Consider the following 20,068-nt stretch of genomic DNA (forward strand, 5'->3'; position numbering starts at 1 on the left):
TGGTCCGACAGGTCAGACGACGCCGATAGGCTTTTCGCATGAAGATCGCGATCGCCGGAACGGGTTACGTCGGGCTGTCCAACGCCGTCATCCTCGCTCAGCACCACGAAGTCGTCGCCGTCGACCTCAGCGCGAGCAAGGTCGATCTCATCAACCGGCGCCTCTCACCCATCGCGGATGCGGAGCTGGAGGACTACCTCGCCACCCACGAGCTCGACCTCACCGCGACGCTCGACGCGGATGGCGCGTACGCGGGAGCGGACTTCGTCGTCGTCGCGACGCCGACGAACTACGACGAGGTCACCAACTACTTCGACACGTCGTCGGTCGAGTCTGTGATCGACCAGGTGCTGCGGGTCAACCCCGAGGCCGTCATCGTCATCAAGTCGACGGTTCCCGTGGGGTTCACGGCGCGTATGAGCGCGGAGCACCCGGGCGCGTCGATCATGTTCTCGCCGGAGTTCCTGCGTGAGGGACGCGCGCTGTACGACAACCTGCACCCCTCTCGCATCGTCGTCGGCGACCGGGGCGAGAAGGGCGCGCGCTTCGCGCAGCTGCTGCTCGAGGGGGCGCTCGATGACGACGTGCCGGTGCTGCTCACCGAGGCCACCGAGGCCGAGGCGATCAAGCTCTTCGCCAACACCTACCTCGCGCTGCGTGTCGCCTACTTCAACGAGCTGGACACCTATGCCGCAGTGCACGGCCTCGACACGAAGCAGATCATCGAGGGCGTCGGCCTCGATCCGCGCATCGGGTCGCACTACAACAACCCGTCCTTCGGGTATGGCGGGTACTGCCTTCCGAAGGACACCAAGCAGCTGCTCGCCAACTACTCGGAGGTGCCCCAGAACCTCATCGCCGCGATCGTCGAGGCCAACCGCACCCGGAAGGACTTCGTCGCCTCCGACATCGTCTCCCGCCGTCCCTCCACCGTGGGCGTGTACCGCCTGATCATGAAGTCGGGCTCCGACAACTTCCGTGCCTCGGCGGTGCAGGGCATCATGAAGCGCATCAAGGCGCAGGGCATCGAGGTCATCGTCTACGAGCCCGAGCTGGACGAAGAGGAGTTCTACCGTTCCGAGGTTGTCCGGGACCTGCCGAGCTTCACCGCACGCTGCGACGTCATCATCGCCAATCGCATGGTCGACGAGCTCACCCACGTCGCGGACAAGGTCTACACGCGGGACATCTACAGCCGCGACTGAGGCCGCCTGCCGGTATACACGGCCCGGCCGTGAGTCCCGTTCGGGGCGCGTAGTAGGGTGGAGGGCGCCCCCCGGAACCTCGCACGCGGCCCCGGTGTGCGTGGATCTCACGGACGATGGACGATGCAGTGACTTCTGAGGCGAGCCGACACCAGTCAGGTTTCCCGCGGCGACCGGCGACACCGCCCGGTCGTGTGGTGCCGGATGTCGCGGCGAGCCCCGACGTCGATCGGGTGGCTCGCACGGCGACACCCGTGACGCTGCGTCGCAGGCAGCCCTCGTGGGTACAGGTCTATGCGCGTCGCCTGGCGGTCACCGACACGCTCCTCATCGTCGCGATCCTCGCCGGGTTCGGCGAGTTCCTCCTGCCCGGGCTCGATGCATCGGTGGATTGGCCCAGCGGACCCCGCACGCCCTACAGTGTCCTGTTGCTGGTCGTCGCGCTGCTGTGGATGCTGGCGCTGAGCGCCTTCGACACCCGCGATCGTCACGTCGTCGGGCACGACGTCAACGAGTACCGCGGCATCGTGAGTGCGACGTTCTTCGTGTTCGCCGTCTCGATCAGCCTGGCGTTCTTCCTGCGCATGGACGTCGCCCGCACGCTGTACCTCGTGGCCCTTCCGGTGGGCCTGGCGGCCCTGCTGGGGAGCCGCTGGGGATGGCGCCAGTGGCTGCGGCGGCGGCAGAAAGAAGGCCGATACGTGTACCGGGCGGTGGTGCTGGGGGAGCGGGCAAAGCTCGACCATATCGTGTCGCAGATCCGCAACACGCATGGCACCGGTTTCGCCATCGTGGGAGCCATCACACCCCTCGGCACGCGCACCGCCGTCAACGGCGTGCCCGTCCTCGCTGCCATCGCCGACGCGGAGCGCGCCATCGACGAGACGGGCGCCGACACGCTCATCGTGGGGGCGGCCGACGAGCTCGATCCGAACGCGATGCGCCGACTCGGCTGGGCGATGGCGGATCGCGACATCAACTGGGTCGTGGTTCCCGCGCTCACCGACGTCGCCGGGCCCCGCATTCATGCGCGGCCTGTCGCCGGCCTGCCGCTCGTCCACGTCGACTTCCCCCGTCTCGAGGGCTATCGCCGTGTGCTCAAGCGGTCGTTCGACATCGTCGCGTCGATCGTGCTGCTGCTCCTTCTCGCCCCCGCCTTCCTCGCCACCGCGATCGCGATCCGCAGCGAGGGGCCGGGGCCCATCTTCTACACGCAGCAGCGCATCGGGCGTCGCGGGCAGCCGTTCGCGATGGTCAAGTTCCGCTCGATGGTGCGCGGCGCCGACGACCAGCTCGCCAGCCTGCTCGATCTGCAGGGGACGACGAACCGTCCCTTCTTCAAGGTGACCAACGACCCGCGGATCACCCGCGTCGGGCGGTTCATCCGCCGTCACTCGATCGACGAGCTGCCCCAGCTGCTGAACGTCGTCGCCGGGCAGATGAGTCTTGTCGGACCGCGCCCGCAGCGGCCCGAGGAAGTCGCTCTCTACGACGAGGTCGTCGAGCGGCGGCTGCTCGTGAAGCCCGGCATGAGCGGTCTGTGGCAGGTGAGCGGGCGGTCGGTCCTCGCGTGGGAGGATGCCTTGCGCCTGGACCTCTACTACGTCGAGAACTGGTCGTTCCTGCAGGACCTCATGATCCTCTTCCGCACCGTTCGCGCCGTCATATCGCCCGGCGCGACCGCGCACTGAGCCCGGTCGCGCGTCGGCCGGTGCGGGACCCTCGCTCCTCCGGTCAGCCGCAGTCGTCGGTCACGGTCTTGTCGGTCGTTCGCACCATCGGGGTCGACTGCAGCTCCAGCGGCCCGAAGTCGCCGGTACCCGTGAACACGGCCGACACCTTCGCCGTCTCGCCGGGCCGCAGCAGGGTCTGGAACGAGGCCACCGGCCGTCCGAGATCGTTCACGTCGGTGCGCAGCGGTGCGACGTCGCGTCCGTCGACTGTCGCGCTCTCGAAGGAGGTGCCGGGAGGACCGTAGACGAAGACCTCGGTGCGGAACTGCTCCGACCCCCACGTGCCGCTCTGCACGTAGCCGGGCAACGCGTCCGCCTGCTCCTGCGTGAGGTTCAGGTGCAGCGTCGTGTCGGCGGTGAACGTCGACCGGTCCGCGCTGCAGGTCCGTCCGATGGAGATCGCGGAATCCATGTAGTAGTCGATCTTCGACGCGGACGTGTCGCGGAAGTACACCCCCATCGTCGTCTGGGCGGCGTTGTCGCCGGGCAGCACGCCCGCCACGCGCTGGCCCTGGATCAGGGGAGCGAGGGCCGCGTCCTCGCTCCACAGGAGGATGTCGCCGTTCGCGATGCTCGTGCTGACCGCCCACACCATGTCCTTGACGTCGAAGTCGCCCGACGAGATCTTCGAGAACACGGTGTCCGCGACGGTGGCGAAGAAGGCGTCCGACGCCCGACCCGCCGACTTGTCCTTCGACGGATCCCACTTCGCATACACGTCCTTGAGCAGCACCTGGGTCGCATTCTTCGATGTGATCTCGATGTCGCCCACGGTGATCGGCCCGGTCGCCTCGAGGATGCGGCCCAGCGCGATGGGATCGACCGAGACCACGCCGTCGATCTGGTCGGAGCGGATGTCCCGCTGCCAGAAGGCGCTCAGCAGGCGTGCCGCGGTCGGGAAGTCCGGGCGGCTCGGTGTGGTGTTGACGTGATCGAGGAGGTAGTTGCCGTAGAGATCGATCGCGCTCTGGTCCACGGGCACGTCCACGGCGCGGCCGTTGCGGAAGTCGGTGCTCGACGCCTGCGCGACGATGCTGATCGCGCCGTTGTCCGCGGAGACGAGGGTCTGGGATGCCGCGCTGCCGCCCAGCGGGACCACTTCCGCGTTGTTCTGGAAGACCAGGAGGTAGTTCTTCACCCCGTCGGCGCCCAGCAGCGCGGGTGCCGCCGACAGTGCAGGCCCTGCGGCGCGCATCACGTCGTCGACCTGGTCGATGCCGGTCCGCACGGGGCCGATCAGCCAGCGCGAGCTGGCCGCGTCGGCCACCGTCGAGGCCATCTCGGCGACGGCGGGGCCCTTCGCCTCGAGAACGGTGAGGATGCGACCGAGCGGAGCGCCGCCGGTTCCGTCGTTCATCGCGGCGACCGCGGGAACGCCGATGTCGTCGGCGAGCATCGCGATCGACTCGCTCGCCACGCGCACGGCCCGCAGGTTGTCGCCGGCGATCGGCACGTACTCGGCGAGGTGCCACAGCGGATCCCCGGCGGCGTCGGATGCGGCGGTCGCGTGCGCCCCGATGTCGCGCAGACGGTCCGCGGCCGAGGCGCCGCTGTCGCCCGAGGTCCCGATCAGCCGCTGGGCCGCCTCGAGCTCGTTCTTCACGGTCAGCGCCTTGAAGCCCACCCAGGCCGCCGCCCCGACGAGGACGAGGGCGAGGACGCCCACCGTGATCCAGATCGCGCGCCCACGCCGCCGGCGCCGGCCTTGCCCGACCGGGGCCGATACCTCCTCGGAACCGGAGTCGGTCCCGTCCGGTGCGTCTGGGCTCGACGTCTGGGGGGCCGCGCGTCGCGCGGCCCGTCGGGTCTCGTGAGGCATTCTCGAAGTCTAGGGAGCGAACCTGAGCGTACGCCCGTCAGGAGGTCGGGGCGGATCGGATGAACGCGCCGCCCTGAGGAACGGTGACCGAGGCGACGCCCTGGGTCGGGGAGACCACGGTGGAGGCGCCGTCGGTGGTGATGACCTCGAGGTCGTGATCGGTGGGGATCTCGACCGTCGCGCCGCCCTCGCCGGCCCATGCGGCGGTGACCGCGTCGTCTCCGGCCCCGAACGTGTAGCCGGTGGCCCCGCCGCCCAGGTTCGCCTCGCCTGCCGCCTTCAGCCCGCCGAGCTGCTCGATGAGCAGGCCGTACACGAACGCGGCCTTCTTCGGCGGGAGCGCGGCCACCCCGTCGATCGACTGACCGTACAGACCGAAGTTGCCCTCGTGGTCGCTGCCGTCGGGGCTGTCGTTGATGAGGTCGTACCAGAAGAACTTCGCCACGCCGTTGCCGAGCGTCGAGGTCGCGCTCTTGAACACCTCGACCGCCTGCTGTGCGGGGGTCATGCTCGCCGAGGTGAAGCCGAACTCGGTGATCCAGATCGGGATCTCGCGCCCCGCGGTGGAGGTCATGTCCGTGCGGGACTGCAGCACGATGTCCTTGAGCAGGTCGCTGCTGCCCACGTACGGGTGGTAGCTCATGGCGTCCGAGTAGTCCATGCCGCCCGCGCGCCACAGTCCGGTGAACCAGTCGCTCTCGTACAGCGCGGTCGAGCCCGCGACGATCGGCAGGTCGGGGTCGACGGCACGCACGCTGTCGTGGACCGACTTCAGCAGTGGCATGTAGCACTCGGGAGCCGTGCCGCACGCGGACTTGTTGAAGCGGGCGTGGTTGAACTCGTTGAACACCTCGAGCCCGGCGAGGTCGAAGCGCTGGGCGATCGCCGCGGCATAGCGTCCGTACGCGGCGACGGCTTCGTCGTTGTCGGGGAGCTTGTCGCTGCCGTAGAGCTTGTTCCCGTAGTTGACGATGCCGAGCAGGTGCACGCCCTGCGCGTGGAGGCGGTCGAAGCGCGTGGCGTACGTCGGATCCCAGTCGTAGACGCCCGGCGTGGTCTCGTTGAGGCGCCACAGGATGTCGTTGCGAGCGAGGCCGATGCCCAGCGCGCTCGCCGCGTCGGCGCCGTCCGCGTACCAGTCCTTCTCGACGTGGAGGCTCGTGCCGAACCGCTCGTCCTTGGCGATGGACGCGCCCGCGTAGTCGATCACGGCCACGGGTGCGCTGATGCTCGTCCCGTCTGCGTCCGAGACCGTCACGGTGTAGTAGCCCTGCGTCAGACCCTGCAAGGGGAGGATGTCGACCCCGCCGCGCAGCGAGGCGGTCCCACCGGCCGCGGTTGCACCCGCCTCGTCCACGGCCGTCCAGGTCGCGTCGCCCTGCGCCAGCTGGACTGCGAGTGCGGCGCGGTCGCCGGGGAGGATGAGCGAGCGGTTCACGATCCGGCCCGACGCGGACACGTCCTCGAAGGAGGGGTTGGGGACGACGTTGTCGCCGCCCTTCGCGCGCACGACGATGTCGTCGATGCCCAGATCGTTCACCGGACCGGTGAGGACGAGAGCGAGAGTGGCGCTGTCGGCGCCTGCGGGGGCGGTGAAGGTGTCCTCGACGGTCGTCCAGGAGGCGTCGAGCTTCGGAAGGGCGGTCTCGTGATCGCCGATGCGCAGCGCGGCGGGGACCGTCGTCGAGGTGGTCGATTCGACACGGGCGCTGAAGGACACCTCGTACGCGGAGCCCGGCTTCAGGGGGACGTCGACCGAGAGCGCCGCGATCTGGCCGTCGACCGCGGGGGCGTCGATCACGGCCGACATCCGGCCGTCGGCGGCGGCGCCCACCTCGGGGAGAACCCGACCGATCGTCGTGGTGTCGGGCGTGGTCCACCCGTTCAGGGACCCGTAGACCGGCACTGCCTCGGGCATCACCACCGGGGTGGGGGTGGGGCTCGGGGTCGCCGACGCGGTCTCCGACGGCGCCGGGGATGCGTCGGTCCGGGGCTGGACGGCCCACACGATCGTGCCGACGATGAGCGCTGCGACGACGGCCGCGCCTGCTCCGATGGCGACGGTCCGACGATTGCGAATCTGCATCCCCATCGTGGCACTCCTCCTGTGTCTGCGAACGGGACTCTCATCCTCGCAGACACAGGTGCACGCTCCTGAACAACCCCTGTGCGTCCGCGCCGGATGTCCCCCCTAAAATCGGATGTCGCTCGAAGGAACGGAAGACGCCCATGATCAAGAGGACCGCGCTACGCGGCGCTCGCTTCGCGGCGCGTCTGATCGACGCCGTCGCCCGCAGGCTGGGAGAGGTCGCGCTGCTGGTGCGCCTGGGCCCGCGCGGCTACGCGCGTCACCGCACCGCGGTGGTCGCCGCGCGCCGGCTCGACGGGGCCACCTTCGCGAACTCCGTGACGACCACTCTGACGCCCGCGCGCGCCGACGGCTGGCACCGCGTCCACTGGCGGCACGTGGTGGTCGTCGTCACGGGCGCGCCCCAGCCCGCGGTCGCGGCCTGGCTCGTCGACGTCGTGAAGGTGCTGCGCGCTCATGTCGTGCTCGCGCCCTCGCTGGCCGAGTTCCGCTCCGCCATCCCGAGCGCGCACGTCACCATCGCCGACGGCACGGCCGGCGCCCCGGCCCTCGACGCCGCCGACATCCTCGACTGGATGCGGCGCCTGCGCCGACGATGGGACCTCGTCTTCATCGACGTCGACGAATCCCTCCCCGACCCGGCGCGGATCGTGGAGCTGCAGCACGCGGCCCACGAGTACCACCACGATCGGGAGATCGGGTTCGTCACGCCCGCGTACCAGGCGCCGGAGGGGCGCGCGGCCGGATTCGACCTCGTCCGGCGCACGGGGCGCGTCGTCCCCGCCATGGGCGGAACGCAGGACTACGGGCAGTCCATGATCCCGCGCTACGTCCTCACGGCGGGGGTGCACGGCCTGTACATCACCACGGCCGCCATCGACCGGATCGACGTGGCCGGCCGCCACATCGCCGGCATGGACCTCGCTCTGCAGCTCGCCACGCTCATCCGCCGTGGATGGGCCGGGAACTTCCGCACCCTGTGCCTCGCCTCGACCGCGCTCGAGGTGCGCGCGCTGACGCCGCCGCCGTTCGTCGGGGAACTGCGCGACTGGGCGCTGCAGCGCACGACATCGGGGCCCGACGGCGCCACGCGGATCATCTTCGTCCTCAACGCCACGTCGATCAGCGGCGGGATCCGGATCGTCTTCGAGCTCGCCAACGGCCTCGCCGCGCGGGGGTTCGACGTGGAGATCTGGTCTCTGCAGGGGGCGCCGACGTGGTTCGACCTGCGGGTGCCGCTGCGCACGTATCGGCTCTACGAGGACCTGCTGCTCTCGCTGCGCAGCGAGGACGCCATCAAGGTGGCGACGTGGTGGGAGACCGCCGACGTCGTGTGGCTCGCCTCGGTCAACCACGGCGTGCCCGCCTACCTGGTGCAGGAGTTCGAGACCTGGTTCTACCCGACCGACGCGGTCGCCCAGGCCGCGGTGGTCGCGAGCTACCGGCCCGAGATGATCGCCGAGACCGAGGCCTCCTATCAGCGTCAGGAGCTCGCCGAGGTCGGCCTGGAGGCCACACTCATCCCCAACGGCTACGACGTCGACGTCTTCCGCCCGCTCGCCGGGTGGCAGCGCTCCGAGGACGCGGTCCTGGCGATCGGTCGTTCGTTCTTCCAGAAGAACTTCGCGATGACCGAGCGCGCGTGGCGCTCGCTCGGCGACGACCGGCCGCCGCTGCTGCTGTTCGGAACCGAGCCGGACGTGCTCGAGGACCCTCGGGTGACCTACTACGAGCGGCCGACGGATGCCGAGGTCAACGAGCTGTACAACACCGCTGCGGTGTTCGTGCAGACCTCTCGGCACGAGGGGTTCTGCCTGCCCATCCTGGAGGCGATGGCCGCGGGCTGCCCCGTGATCACGACCGACGCGCACGGCAATCGCGAGTTCTGCCACGACGACGAGAACTGCGTCATGGTCCCGCAGGACGACGATGTCGCTCTGGCGGAGGCGTTGCGCGCCCTGCTCGCCGACCCCGCGCGCCGCGCGCGCCTGGCCGAGGCGGGACTGCGCACGGCGGCGGAGTACGGGTGGCCGGTCGTGCTCGACCGGGTCGCCGCGTTCTACGCCGACATCGCCCGCTCGGCTGCGGCCGGACTACCGATGGCGGAGGCGCCGGTAGACCGCCCCCAGGGGTGAGCGCGAGACGACTGAGCGCAGCCGCGCCCGAAGCGTGGGGGCCGGGGGAGCAGCGACGGGCGGGGCGGCCGGCACCGGGCGCGCCACGAGCGTCCGCTCCCAGTCGGCGACGACGGCGCGCAGCGGGGCGACGGTCTGCTCCCAGCGCCACCCGTCGCGGACGGCATCGATGCGCGAGCGGACCTCGAGCGCGCGCGTCCGGTCGCTGAGAGCGAGGATCGCCGCCGCCGTCGCGTCGACGTCGCCGTAGGGGACGACCTCGCCCAGGTCGTTCTCGGCGATGTACTCCGCGAACCAGTCGCCCTCGCTCACGAGGCTCGGCAGGTGTGCCCAGAAGTGGTCGAGGATGCGCGTGCGGAACGCGAAGCGGGTCTCGAACGACTCCTTGTGGGTCGAGACGGCCATGTCCGCGTCCAGCAGGTAGCCGGATCGCTCGTGGGCGGGAACCCAGCCCTCGATGAAGTGGACGCCGCGGTCGAGCTCACCCAGCTCCTCGGCGAGCCGTTGCGCCCGCTCGACGGTCCGGGGCTTGCCGATGAGGGAGTTCGGGTGCGTCGTGCCGTAGAACACCAGGTGGATGTCGGGGCGGGTCTGCCGCAGCGCGGCGACCGCGCGGATGGGCGTCTCCGCGTCGAACCAGTCCCAGATGCCGCCCGCCCACAGCAGGACCGTGTCGGTCTCGGAGATGCCGCGGGTCCCGCGGAGCGCGGATGCCTCGAGCGGCGGCGCATCCTCCATCCCGAACGGCGCGAGCCCGATGATATCCGCCGGGCGGCGTCCGCGCAGCTCGCTGGGGAGCAGGCCGTCCGAGGCCATCATGTAGCCCAGCCAGAAGTCGCGCTGCCGCTCGTTGGAGGTGACGAAGTAGCTGCCCGCGCGCATGCAGAACCGGAAGAACGACAGCACACCGCGGAAGACGTCGTCCATCTCCGGCTGCGTCGTGAACCCGCCGATGCGCTCGGATCCCACCGCCTCGGCGGGCAGCGCGTTGTACAGGTCGAAGATGAACCGGCATCCCGCCGCCATCCCGGCGCGCACGACCGCTTCGTCGACGAGCTGGCAGTACGCGATGTCGTGGGCCTCCACGAGGGCCGTGAGCTCCGCGCTCGTGCGGAACTGCGCGACGCGGAGGCCCTGCGCGGTGAGTGCTGCGACGTCGGAGCCCTCCGTCCCGACAGCGAGCGTGACGTCCGCGACGTCGGCGAGCTGGCGCGCGATCTCCACGATCCGGATGCCCGGCCCCGCCATCCGGGCGCCGACGACGTCCGAGGCGACGAGGACCATGCGTGGCCGGGACGAGCCCGACGGGGGAGTGGATATCATGAGAGGCCTGTCTTCCAGCGAGTGGATTGCGTCATGTCACACCTTCCCGCACGCGTCGCTCGACGCGTCCTTCGCGCGCTGCCACCCGCGTGGCGGGAACGCGTCAGATCGGTGCGCACGCGTCGCAGCTATCCTCTCAACACGCGCGGTCTGCACGCCAATCCGGAGATGGTGTCGTGGTTCAGGCGGCACGCGCGGCCGGTGAGCATCGTCATCCCGAGCTACAACGACGTGCCGCTGCTGCGCGAGGCGCTCGCGAGCATCGAGGAGACGTGCGCGGGTGCCGAGTACGAGGTCATCATCGTCGACGACTTCATCGATCCCGATGTCGCCGCCCAGCTCCAGGAGTTCGCCTCCGACCGCGTGCGCGTCGTGCTGAAGGACGAGCGGCGCGGCTTCGCGGGGACCGTCAACGTCGGCATGGAGCTCGCGCAGCACGACATCATCCTCCTCAACAGCGACATCGTCGCGAAGCCCGGGTGGCTGGAGGCGCTGCAGTACAGCGCGTACGCGATCGATCCCGCGATCGGGATGGTGAGCCCGAAGCTCGTGTACCCGGACGGCCGCATCCAGTACGGCGGCACCTACTACGCGCGGATGCTCGCGCCGCAGTGGTTCGGGCACCTCCACGTCGGCGCCCCGGCGACGAAGCCCACCGCGAACGTCCCCGGCTACAACCGGTCGATCTCCGGCGCGTGCGTCTACATCACCCGGAACGCGTACGAGCGCGTGGGCCTGCTGGACGACGGCTTCTGGCTCGGCTTCGAGGACGTCGACCTGGGACTGCGCGCCTGGGAGCGCGGCGTGCGCTGCTACTACCAGCCGGCGGCGCTGCTGGTGCACCACGAGTCGGCCTCCCGCGGGTACAGCCAGGGTCCGCGCGAGCTCGCCTCGATGCGGCGGTTCTGGCGCCGGCACGAGCAGGACTTCCTGGCGCGGGAGCTTCCGGAGCGGGCTCCGGTGTCGTTCCTGCGCGGCAGCGGGTCGGAGCCGCTGTGGCGCGCGTACGTCGACGTGCTCGCCGACGCCGTCCGCGCCGACGGCGTCGAGGCGGAGGTGCTCGAGGTGTCGGGCGCGCCCGACGAGCGGATCGTCGCGGCGCTCGCCGGCGCGACGCCGCGCATCGTCGTGGCGTGCGACTGGACCGCCGCGACCACGGCGTGGCTGGCCGGCACCGCGGGCGCCCTCCCCGTGTACCTGCTGCCGTCGATGGAGACCGTCGAGCATCCGCACGACCCCGAACGGCAGGCGAGCATCGTCGCGGGCTACCGTCCGGAGTTCGACTACATCGCTCCGAACCGATGGACGGCGGGTCAACTGCAGGCGGAGGCCGCGTGGGAGGTCCGCCGCCGCATCGCCCCCGCCCTGGCGCCCGCCGGGGTGCCGGCGGCGGAGCGTGCGGCCCTCGTGGTGACGATCGGTGCGAGCGCCGACGTCCGCCGCGAGATCGACCTCGCGTGCGCGGCGCTCGGGCGTGAGGCGCGTCACGAGGGAGCGGACGTCGATCCGCTTTCGGTCCGTGCGCTGCGCCCGGAGGCGGTGGTGGACCTCGTCGAGCGGCCCTCCAGCCTCGCCCCGTTCGCCCTGATGTCGCTGGGGGCGGTCTACCTCGCCCCGACGAACCCCCGGCTGGGGCACGAGGTCCTCGACGGCTACAACGCGCTCCTGCACGCGCCGGGGGACACGACCCGCCTCGTCTCGTCGCTCCGCGACGCGCTCGAGGAGGAGAGCGTGCGCACCGAGATCGCCGCCAACGGCCGCGCCTCGGCCGAGCGCGCGTCGCGGCTGGCGACGCGCGCGTTCGTGGACGCGCTGCGCGACGTCCGCGGCGCGCCCGTCTGAGGACGCTCCCGCGAACGCGGTTTGAGTCGGCCCGCGACATCGGGGAGACTAGGGGGATGCGTGGCATCATTCTGGCCGGCGGCACGGGCTCGCGGCTGCACCCCATCACCCTCGGGATCTCCAAGCAGCTCGTCCCCGTCTACGACAAGCCGATGATCTACTACCCGCTCTCGACGCTGCTGCTCGCGGGCATCCAGGACATCCTGATCATCACCACGTCGCAGGACTCCGACCAGTTCCAGCGACTGCTCGGCGACGGGAGCCGCTTCGGCGTCTCGCTGACCTACAAGACGCAGCCGTCGCCCGACGGTCTCGCCCAGGCGTTCATCCTCGGTGAGGACCACATCGGCGGCGACTCGGCGGCCCTCGTGCTGGGCGACAACATCTTCTACGGTCAGGGCATGGGTACGCGGTTGCGTCAGTACACCGACCTCACCGGTGGCGTCGTGTTCGGCTACTGGGTCGACGACCCCACCGCGTACGGCGTCGTCGAGTTCGATGCGGCCGGCACCGTCGTCTCCCTGGAGGAGAAGCCGGAGCACCCGAAGAGCAACTACGCCGTGCCGGGGCTCTACTTCTACGACAACGACGTGGTGGAGATCGCCAAGAACCTGCAGCCCTCGCCCCGCGGCGAGCTGGAGATCACCGACGTCAACAAGGCCTACCTCGAACGGGGCTCCCTCAAGGTCGAGCTCCTGCCGCGCGGCACCGCGTGGCTCGACACGGGCACGTTCGACTCGCTCAGCGAGGCCACCGACTTCATCCGCACGGTCGAGAAGCGTCAGGGGCTGTCGATCGGCTGCCCCGAAGAAGTCGCGTGGCGCATGGGGTTCCTCAGCGACGACGAGCTGCGCGAGCGCGCGGAGCCCCTCGTGAAGAGCGGGTACGGCGCGTATCTGCTCACGGCGCTCGAGCAGGGAGTGCGCTGACCCGTGCGCCGGGTCATCGTCTACACGATCTGGGACCGGCGCGGCGGCGTCGAGGACTACGTCCGCTACGCGCTCGACGGGCTGCGCCCGCACGCCGACCTGCTCATCGCCGTCGTCAACGGCACCTTGGACGAGGCGGGAGCGGCCAGCCTCGACGCGGTGTGCGACGAGGTGATCGTCCGGGAGAACCGGGGCTACGACATCTGGGCGCACAAGGCGGCCATCGACGCCCTGGGCGACCGCCTCGCCGACTATGACGAACTCCTTCTGACCAACGACACCTGGTTCGGGCCGGTGCGTCCGTTCGGGGATGTCTTCGCCTCGACGGACGACCGCGAGGTGGACTTCTGGGGCCTGACCGACCATGCGCGGGAGGAGCCGAACCCCTTCACCGGGAAGGGCGTGCTCGCCTATCACCTCCAGTCGTTCTGGATCGCGGTGCGCTCCCGCATGTTCCTGTCGGAGGCGTGGCGCGACTATTGGCGCGACCTGCCGGAGCTGCCCGACTACTACGACGCCGTTCTCGTGCACGAGACCCTGTTCACGGAGCACTTCGCCACCCGCGGGTTCTCCCACCACGCGGTGTTCTCGTCGGTGGACTACCCGACGGATCATCCCGCGCTCTTCAACGCCGACCTCCTGGTGGCGGACGGCTGTCCGGTGGTCAAGCGCCGCACGTTCTTCCACTATCCCGTCTTCCTCGACCGCCACGCGGTGAGCGGCCGTCGCATCGCCCGGCTCATGGGCGATCACGGCTACCCGCTCGAGATCCTGTGGCGCAATCTGGCCCGCACCGTGCCGCCGCACGTGCTGAACACCAACGCGGCGATGCTCGAGGTGCTCCCCGATGTCGACACGGCCTTCGACCCGTCGCGAGCTCCCCGGGTGCTCGTGGCGATGCACGTGTACTACGTCGAGATGGCCGACGAGATGCTCGACCTGGCCGAGCGACTGCCGGGGGAGTACGACGTGGTGATGACGACGTCGGACGAGGAGCGCGGGGCCGCGCTGCGTGCGGTGCTGGAGCGCCGCCCCCACGGGCGCGGGCGGGCGAGCGTGCGCGTGGTCGAGTTCAACGACGGGCGCGACCAGACGGCCTTCCTCATCGGATGCCGCGACCTGCTGCGCAGCGGCGAGTACGATCTCGTCGTCAAGCTGCACTCGAAGAAGACCCCGCAGGACGGGTTCAACATCGGCCGCCACTTCCGCGAGCAGCAGTTCGACAATCTGCTCGCCTCGCCCGGACACGCCGCCGGGCTGCTGGCCCTCTTCCAGCGCGAGCCCGGGCTCGGCATCGTCTATCCGCCCATGATCCACATCGGCTATCCGACGATGGGCCACGCGTGGTGGGCGAACAAGCCGGGCGCCGAGGCGCTGTGCAGGACGCTGGGCATCGCGGTGCCGCTGGACGACTCCTCGCCGCTCGCGCCGTACGGCTCGATGTTCGTCGCGCGACCCGAGGCGCTGCGGCTGCTCGTCGACCACCCGTGGACGTACGCCGAGTTCGGCTCCCAGGGGTATGCGGACGGTGCGCTGACGCACGTGCTGGAGCGGCTGCCGTCCTACGCCGCGGGCGAACTCGGCTATCACACCCGCACCGTCGCCACCCCCGACTACATCTCCCTCAGCCACACCGCGATGGAGTTCAAGCTCGACGAGCTGAGCATGACCCTCCCCGGGGACGCGATGGACTCGATCGACTATCTTCGCGGAGTCGGCCAGGTCGGCAGCGGCCGCATCGTGGATTTCGTCCGCATGTACTTCCGTCTCCACCACCCCGGAACCGGAGCGGCGCTGCGCCGCGTGGTCGGCGCCCACACCCCGTTCGGTCGGGCGCTGCGACGCCTGCGCCGCTCCCGGTGAGCCCGCGCGGAGGCGCGGATCACAGCGGGTAAGATCGTGACAATGTCCCCTTCTGCTGAATCGGCGGCCGCCGCGCGCTTCGCCCGCCTCGAGACGCTGCCGTTCCGCGTCGTCGGCGCCGCGTCCGGGTTCGGGCCGCGACGGACCTGGGCGTCGCTGCGCGACCTCCTCCAGCACCGCGAGATGCTCGACCTGCTCATCCGCCGGGACCTGAAATCGCGCTACAAGGACTCGGCGCTCGGCTTCTTCTGGTCGCTCGCGCGCCCCCTCATGCAGTTGGCGATCTACTTCGTCGTCGTCGGTCAGTTCCTGCAGGCTGCGCGAGGCATCCCCGACTTCGCGGTGTACATCTTCGCGGGGCTCACGGCGATCGGTCTGTTCACCGAGATCACGGTGGGAGCGACCGGTTCCATCCTCGGAAACGCCGGGCTCGTCAAGAAGGTGTACGTCCCGCGCGAGGTCTTCCCGCTGGCCAGCGTCGGTTCGGCGCTGTTCAACTTCGGCATCCAGCTGATCGTGCTGATCGTGGCCACCTTCGCGGTCGGCAAGCCCCCGCTGCACGCGCAGATCCTCTATTTCCTGCCTGCCGTCGCCGTGCTCGTCGTGTACGGCACCGTCTGCGGGCTGCTCTTCAGCGCGCTGAACGTCTACCTGCGCGACGTGCAGTACCTCGTCGAGCTCGGCACGATGCTGCTGTTCTGGGCCAGCCCCGTCGTCTACAGCTGGCAGATGGTGAGCTCGATCGTGCACTCGCCGCTGCTCCTGGAGATCTACACCAACAACCCGCTGACGCTCGCGGTGATCGGGTTCCAGCACGCGTTCTGGGTGGCCGGCGACGGCACGGCCCAGCCCGAGCACCTGCTCCTGCGGCTCGCGATCGCGCTCGTCATCGGCATCGGGCTGCTGTTCCTGAGCCACCGCGTCTTCCTGCGTCTGCAGGGCAACTTCGCGCAGGAGCTGTGAGGATCGAATGACCGCCTTCGTGGACACCCCCGTCGTCGTGCGCATCGACGACGTCTCCAAGCGATTCACCGTGCGCAAGGACTCGTCGATCAAGGAGCGGATCGTGACCCTCGGTCGCGCCGGACGGCGTCACCGACAGGACTTCTGGGCGCTGCGCGGCGTCTCCCTCGACATCCACGCCGGGACGACGATCGGTCTGATCGGTCACAACGGCTCCGGGAAATCGACGCTGCTGAAGGTCATCGGCGGCATCGTCGACCCCACCACCGGGTCCGTCGAGCAGCGCGGCCGCCTCGCCGCGCTCCTGGAGCTCGGCGCGGGCTTCCACCCCGACCTCACCGGGCGCGAGAACGTCTACCTCAACGCGTCCGTCCTCGGGCTCTCGCGCGAGGAGACCGCGGCGAAGTTCGACGACATCGTGCGCTTCTCCGGCATCGGGGACTTCATCGACACCCAGGTGAAGTTCTACTCGTCGGGCATGTACGTGCGACTCGCGTTCGCGGTCGCCGTGCACACCGACCCCGACATCCTCCTCGTGGACGAGGTGCTGGCCGTCGGCGACGAGGCCTTCCAGCGCAAGTGCCTCGACAAGATCCGCACCTTCCAGGACGAGGGGCGCACGATCATCATCGTCAGCCACGCGCTCGGGCAGATCACCGAGCTGTGCGACCGCGCCATCCTGCTCAATCAGGGCGAGATCGTCCACGACGGCGACCCCGTGACGGCGGTGGCCACCTTCCGCGACATCCTCGAGGGCCGGCGCGTCGAGGAGGAGGCCGCCGCGGCGGTCCCACCGCCCCCGCCCGAGGGCACCGTCGTGTCGGCGGGTGTCACGGCCCGCGGGCGCGCGGCGGAGGACGAGATCGTCTCCGGCGACGACCTCGTGGTGGATATCGAGCTCGGCTTCGACCAGCCCGTCGACGGGTGGGTCTGCGCGATCCACATCGACACCGGCCTCGGACAGCGGGTCTTCGCCACCGACACGGACCGTCTGAAGGTCGCGGCGGCTCCGGTCACCGGACCCGCCGCCGTGCGCTTCGTGCTGCGGGACGTGAACCTGGGCGAGGGGAAGTACTTCGTCAACGCCGCGCTGATCGACGCCGCCGGTCGGCACATCCACGACCTGCCCCAGGCGGCGTCCTTCAACATCTCCGACGATCCCCGGACGACCGGCGTGCTCCGTCTGGAGGCCATGGCCGAGGTCGTGCCGGCGTCTCCGGCCGCCTGATGGGCGCCGACCGCGCGACAGCACCCGCGGCCGTCCCGCGGTGGCGCCGCGCCCGTGAGCGCTGGGACCGCTTCACGACGCCGACGCCGCTCAACCTGCCCAACGCGGGCGTCCTCGCGGCCGGGCTGGGCCTGCTCGCGGCGGTGTTCGTCGTGCTCGTCGCCACCGGGGTCAACGGCACATCGTCCGGCGCATTCCACGCGATGGTGAGCACCGGCGCCGACCCGGCGCTCCTGTTCGGTCAGCCGAACCTCATCCGCACGGACGAGTGGAACGTGCAGACCGTGTGGGCCATCGCCCAGTTCCAGCAGGGGCTCCCGGCGATCAACGAGACCTTCCCGGGCGGCATGGACCCCACGGTGCCGCAGGACCTGCCGCGCGTCGACTGGAGCGTGGCGTTCCGGCCGCACCTGTGGGGCTTCATGCTCTTCGACGTCGGGCACGGTCAGGCGTGGAAGTGGTGGCTGCCGGTGTTCGGGCTCGCCGCGGCCGCCTACACGTTCGCGCTGACGCTCATGCCGCGGCGCGTGCTGACCGCGCTGACGCTCGGGATCGCCTTCACCGCGAGCCCCTTCTTCGCCTGGTGGCTGCTGCAGACGACGCTGTGGCCGGCGGCGTGGGGCTTCGCCGTGCTCGCCGCGACCGTGTGGATCCTGCGGACCACCTCCCGGGTGGCCGTCGTGGTCTGGGCCGTGCTGGTCGGATACCTCACGGTCGTGATGGCGATGGGGATCTACGTCCCGTTCATCATCCCGATCGTCATCGTCGTGGCCGCCGTGGTGGTGGGGCTCGGTCTCGAGGCCCGCCGCGACGTCGGCTGGCGTCCGGTGCTGCGTCGCCTCGGTGTGCTCGTGCTCGCCGGGGCGACGGCGGGGGTCGTGCTCGGCGTGTGGCTCGTGACCCGCTGGCACACGGTGACGGAGTTCCTCTCCACGGCGTACCCGGGGGAGCGGCTCGAGGCGACCGGGCGCGGCGCGCACGCGGTGGCGGGCGCGGCGCTGTTCGGCTCCTCGTTCACGAATTCGCTGCGCAACGCGGGCACGTTCCTGGACGGGAACGCCTCCGAGTCGGCGACCTTCTTCCTGCCGGGGGTGTTCCTCGGCGCCGTCGTGCTGTGGTTCGCCATCGTGCAGCGTCGTCGCGGGCGGGGCGTGCCCTGGGCGCTCGTTCTGGGCTACGTCGCCCTGCTCGTCCTGCTCGCGTTCATCTTCGTCCCCGGGTGGGATGCGCTGTCGCACCTGCTGCTGCTCGACCGCTCGACCGGCACCCGCGTCCGGATCGGACTCGGTTTCGGCTCGATGGTCATCCTCGTGATGCTGCTGGCGCGGATCACGAAGGAGACCAGACCGGGGTGGGCGGTCTCGCTGGTCGGCCCCGCGGTCTTCGTCGCCTCCCAGGTGGCCATCGCCGTCGCCCTGCACCGTCTTGCGCCGCAGCTCCTCGCCGCCTCGGGGATCTGGTGGGCGTACGCGGCCGTGGGGGGCGTCGTCATCCTCGCCGCCGCGCGCGGCTGGCGCAGCGTCGCGGCGATCGGCATGCTCGTGATCTCGGTCGTCGCCACGTACGGCATCAATCCGCTGTACGTGGGGGTGTTCGACCTGCGCTCCACGGCCCCCGCGCAGGCCGTGGCCGAGATCGATGCGACGGCCCCGGGCGCGTGGGTGGGGATCGGGGATGCCCTGCCCACCGCGATCCTCCTCGAGAGCGGCGCGACGGCGTACAACGGCTTCCAGGGCGCCCCCATCGACGAGATGTGGGCCCAGATCGATCCGGACCAGCGCTTCGAGTACGAGTGGAACCGGCTCGCGGGCATCTCGTGGACGCCCGGCGAGGGAGACCCCGTCGTCTCCAACCCCTACCCGGACCAGATCCGCGTCACCTTCGACGCGTGCGCGCGGTTCGCCCAGGAGAACGTGCGCTACGTGCTCTCCGACGTCGAGGGCGTGGGCGGACCGTGCCTGACCCCCCTGCGCAGCTTCGACCTGCCGAGCGGTCCGCTCTCGATCTGGGAGGTCGTGCCGGCGGGCTGACGCTCAGCGTCCCCAGGCGTGCGAGAGCAGGACGCCGGCGCCGGCGCGGTCGCCCGCGCGCAGCGCCGCGGGCACCTGGGTCAGGGCGTTGAGGCGGCTGGAGACGTGGTGGCGCGCGGCGCGTGCCGCCCGCGGCCATCCCTCCGCGGCGAAGGCCCGCGCCTCGCTGCGGAAGAACGCCTGCTCCTCGGTGAACCGCGTGCCGTCGACCGCGCGCCAGGACGACACGCTGCCGCCGTGGCGGCGGTAGTGGAAGACGATCTCGTCGTCGAGGACGAGCGACCGGCCGGCGCGACAGACGTCCAGCGCCAAGGCCAGGTCCTGCACGACGTGGTAGTCGGGCCGGAACCCGGCCGCGCGCGCCGTGGGACCGTGCCAGGCGAGCGCGGGGAAGTTCATCCAGTTGCCGCGCGTGATGCTGACGGCCAGATCCTCGCCCGACAGGACCAGCGGACGAGGGCCCCGCGGACGGTACACCGCCTTCGCGGTGTCGACGAGGGTGCGCGTCGGTGCTCCGTCGGCGTCGATCACGTCGGCTCCCGGATGGATGATGCCGGCGTCCGGGTAGCGGGCCGAGAGCGCCGCGATCCGCCGGACGTAGCCGGGCTCCATGACGTCGTCGCACCCGAAGATCGTGACCCACTCCGCCGTGGAGCGGTCGAGGCACTCCTGGAACGTGCGGTTGATGCCCTGGTTGGTCTCGTGCCGCAGGTACTCGATCCGCGGGTGGCCGAGCGAGCGCACCCACTCGCCGGGCTCCGGGTCGGGATTGGCGTCGTCGATGACCACGAGCCGCCAGTCGGCGCTGTCCTGCGCGACGACGCTCTCGACGGCGGCCACGAAGTGGTCGCGGCGCCCGTAGAACGGGAGCATGATGTCGAGCACGCGGACCCCCTCCTGTGTCAGCCG

At 70.5% G+C, this 20,068-nt stretch carries 13 protein-coding genes; 9 read left to right on the forward strand and 4 right to left on the reverse strand.

Features of this window, described 5'->3' with window-relative positions; translation table 11 throughout:
• The first annotated feature begins 38 nt into the window (after positions 1-38).
• Both WFI00_RS06810 and WFI00_RS06815 read left to right on the forward strand, forming a co-directional pair.
• Positions 39-1,205, forward strand: coding sequence for a nucleotide sugar dehydrogenase (locus WFI00_RS06810; protein ID WP_336631577.1), 1,167 nt, complete (start codon positions 39-41; stop codon positions 1,203-1,205).
• 254 nt (positions 1,206-1,459) lie between these two features.
• On the forward strand, positions 1,460-2,896 hold the full coding sequence (locus tag WFI00_RS06815) for a sugar transferase (RefSeq protein ID WP_336631578.1): 1,437 nt from the start codon (positions 1,460-1,462) through the stop codon (positions 2,894-2,896).
• Positions 2,897-2,939: 43 nt separating this feature from the next.
• Here the strand turns inward: WFI00_RS06815 and WFI00_RS06820 are convergent, their stop codons facing one another.
• Positions 2,940-4,757: a DUF4012 domain-containing protein gene (locus WFI00_RS06820; protein ID WP_336631579.1), complete on the reverse strand. Its 1,818-nt coding sequence runs from the start codon at positions 4,755-4,757 to the stop codon at positions 2,940-2,942.
• 37 nt (positions 4,758-4,794) lie between these two features.
• Positions 4,795-6,849: a carbohydrate binding domain-containing protein gene (locus tag WFI00_RS06825; RefSeq protein WP_336631580.1), complete on the reverse strand. Its 2,055-nt coding sequence runs from the start codon at positions 6,847-6,849 to the stop codon at positions 4,795-4,797.
• Between the two features lie 137 nt (positions 6,850-6,986).
• On the opposite strand from WFI00_RS06825, the gene WFI00_RS06830 reads away from it, so the two are divergent.
• Positions 6,987-8,981, forward strand: coding sequence for a glycosyltransferase family 4 protein (locus WFI00_RS06830; protein WP_336631581.1), 1,995 nt, complete (start codon positions 6,987-6,989; stop codon positions 8,979-8,981).
• Here the strand turns inward: WFI00_RS06830 and WFI00_RS06835 are convergent.
• The gene (locus WFI00_RS06835; protein WP_336631582.1) at positions 8,940-10,304 is read right to left on the reverse strand and encodes a glycosyltransferase; all 1,365 of its coding nucleotides are present in this window, start codon (positions 10,302-10,304) and stop codon (positions 8,940-8,942) included. The two genes, WFI00_RS06830 and WFI00_RS06835, sit on opposite strands and share 42 nt — an antisense overlap.
• 201 nt (positions 10,305-10,505) lie before the next feature.
• Between WFI00_RS06835 and WFI00_RS06840 the strand changes: the two genes are divergently transcribed.
• From WFI00_RS06840 to WFI00_RS06865, 6 genes are read left to right on the forward strand one after another with little or no spacing between them, the layout of a single operon-like run.
• Positions 10,506-12,146, forward strand: coding sequence for a glycosyltransferase (locus WFI00_RS06840; RefSeq protein ID WP_336631583.1), 1,641 nt, complete (start codon positions 10,506-10,508; stop codon positions 12,144-12,146).
• A gap of 56 nt (positions 12,147-12,202) precedes the next feature.
• Positions 12,203-13,075, forward strand: coding sequence for a glucose-1-phosphate thymidylyltransferase RfbA (gene rfbA / locus WFI00_RS06845; protein ID WP_336631584.1), 873 nt, complete (start codon positions 12,203-12,205; stop codon positions 13,073-13,075).
• 3 nt (positions 13,076-13,078) lie between these two features.
• The gene (locus tag WFI00_RS06850; RefSeq protein WP_336631585.1) at positions 13,079-14,938 is read left to right on the forward strand and encodes a rhamnan synthesis F family protein; all 1,860 of its coding nucleotides are present in this window, start codon (positions 13,079-13,081) and stop codon (positions 14,936-14,938) included.
• Between the two features lie 42 nt (positions 14,939-14,980).
• A complete protein-coding gene (locus tag WFI00_RS06855) occupies positions 14,981-15,901 on the forward strand; it encodes an ABC transporter permease (RefSeq protein WP_336631586.1) in 921 nt (306 codons plus the stop codon).
• A 7-nt stretch (positions 15,902-15,908) separates the two neighbouring features.
• Positions 15,909-17,129, forward strand: a complete 1,221-nt coding sequence (locus WFI00_RS06860) for an ABC transporter ATP-binding protein (RefSeq protein WP_336631587.1) — start codon at positions 15,909-15,911, stop codon at positions 17,127-17,129.
• Positions 17,129-19,159, forward strand: a complete 2,031-nt coding sequence (locus tag WFI00_RS06865; RefSeq protein ID WP_336631588.1) for a DUF7657 domain-containing protein — start codon at positions 17,129-17,131, stop codon at positions 19,157-19,159. Before WFI00_RS06860 ends, WFI00_RS06865 begins: the two co-directional genes overlap by 1 nt.
• Before the next feature lie 3 nt (positions 19,160-19,162).
• Here WFI00_RS06865 and WFI00_RS06870 read toward each other — a convergent pair whose 3' ends face one another.
• On the reverse strand, positions 19,163-20,044 hold the full coding sequence (locus WFI00_RS06870) for a glycosyltransferase family 2 protein (RefSeq protein WP_336631589.1): 882 nt from the start codon (positions 20,042-20,044) through the stop codon (positions 19,163-19,165).
• Between the last annotated feature and the right edge of the window lie 24 nt (positions 20,045-20,068).

Origin of the sequence: Microbacterium sp. MMO-56 (genome assembly GCF_037146215.1) — a bacterium.
Classification (GTDB): domain Bacteria; phylum Actinomycetota; class Actinomycetes; order Actinomycetales; family Microbacteriaceae; genus Microbacterium.

What these genes read in the sequence shown, in the direction of transcription:
- WFI00_RS06865 (WP_336631588.1), top strand. Translation starts at nt 17,129, where the DNA reads ATGGGCGCCGACCGCGCGACAGCACCCGCGGCCGTCCCGCGGTGGCGC.
- WFI00_RS06825 (WP_336631580.1), bottom strand. Translation starts at nt 6,849, where the DNA reads ATGGGGATGCAGATTCGCAATCGTCGGACCGTCGCCATCGGAGCAGGC.
- WFI00_RS06820 (WP_336631579.1), bottom strand. Translation starts at nt 4,757, where the DNA reads ATGCCTCACGAGACCCGACGGGCCGCGCGACGCGCGGCCCCCCAGACG.
- WFI00_RS06835 (WP_336631582.1), bottom strand. Translation starts at nt 10,304, where the DNA reads ATGATATCCACTCCCCCGTCGGGCTCGTCCCGGCCACGCATGGTCCTC.
- WFI00_RS06830 (WP_336631581.1), top strand. Translation starts at nt 6,987, where the DNA reads ATGATCAAGAGGACCGCGCTACGCGGCGCTCGCTTCGCGGCGCGTCTG.
- WFI00_RS06810 (WP_336631577.1), top strand. Translation starts at nt 39, where the DNA reads ATGAAGATCGCGATCGCCGGAACGGGTTACGTCGGGCTGTCCAACGCC.
- WFI00_RS06860 (WP_336631587.1), top strand. Translation starts at nt 15,909, where the DNA reads ATGACCGCCTTCGTGGACACCCCCGTCGTCGTGCGCATCGACGACGTC.
- WFI00_RS06855 (WP_336631586.1), top strand. Translation starts at nt 14,981, where the DNA reads ATGTCCCCTTCTGCTGAATCGGCGGCCGCCGCGCGCTTCGCCCGCCTC.
- rfbA (WP_336631584.1), top strand. Translation starts at nt 12,203, where the DNA reads ATGCGTGGCATCATTCTGGCCGGCGGCACGGGCTCGCGGCTGCACCCC.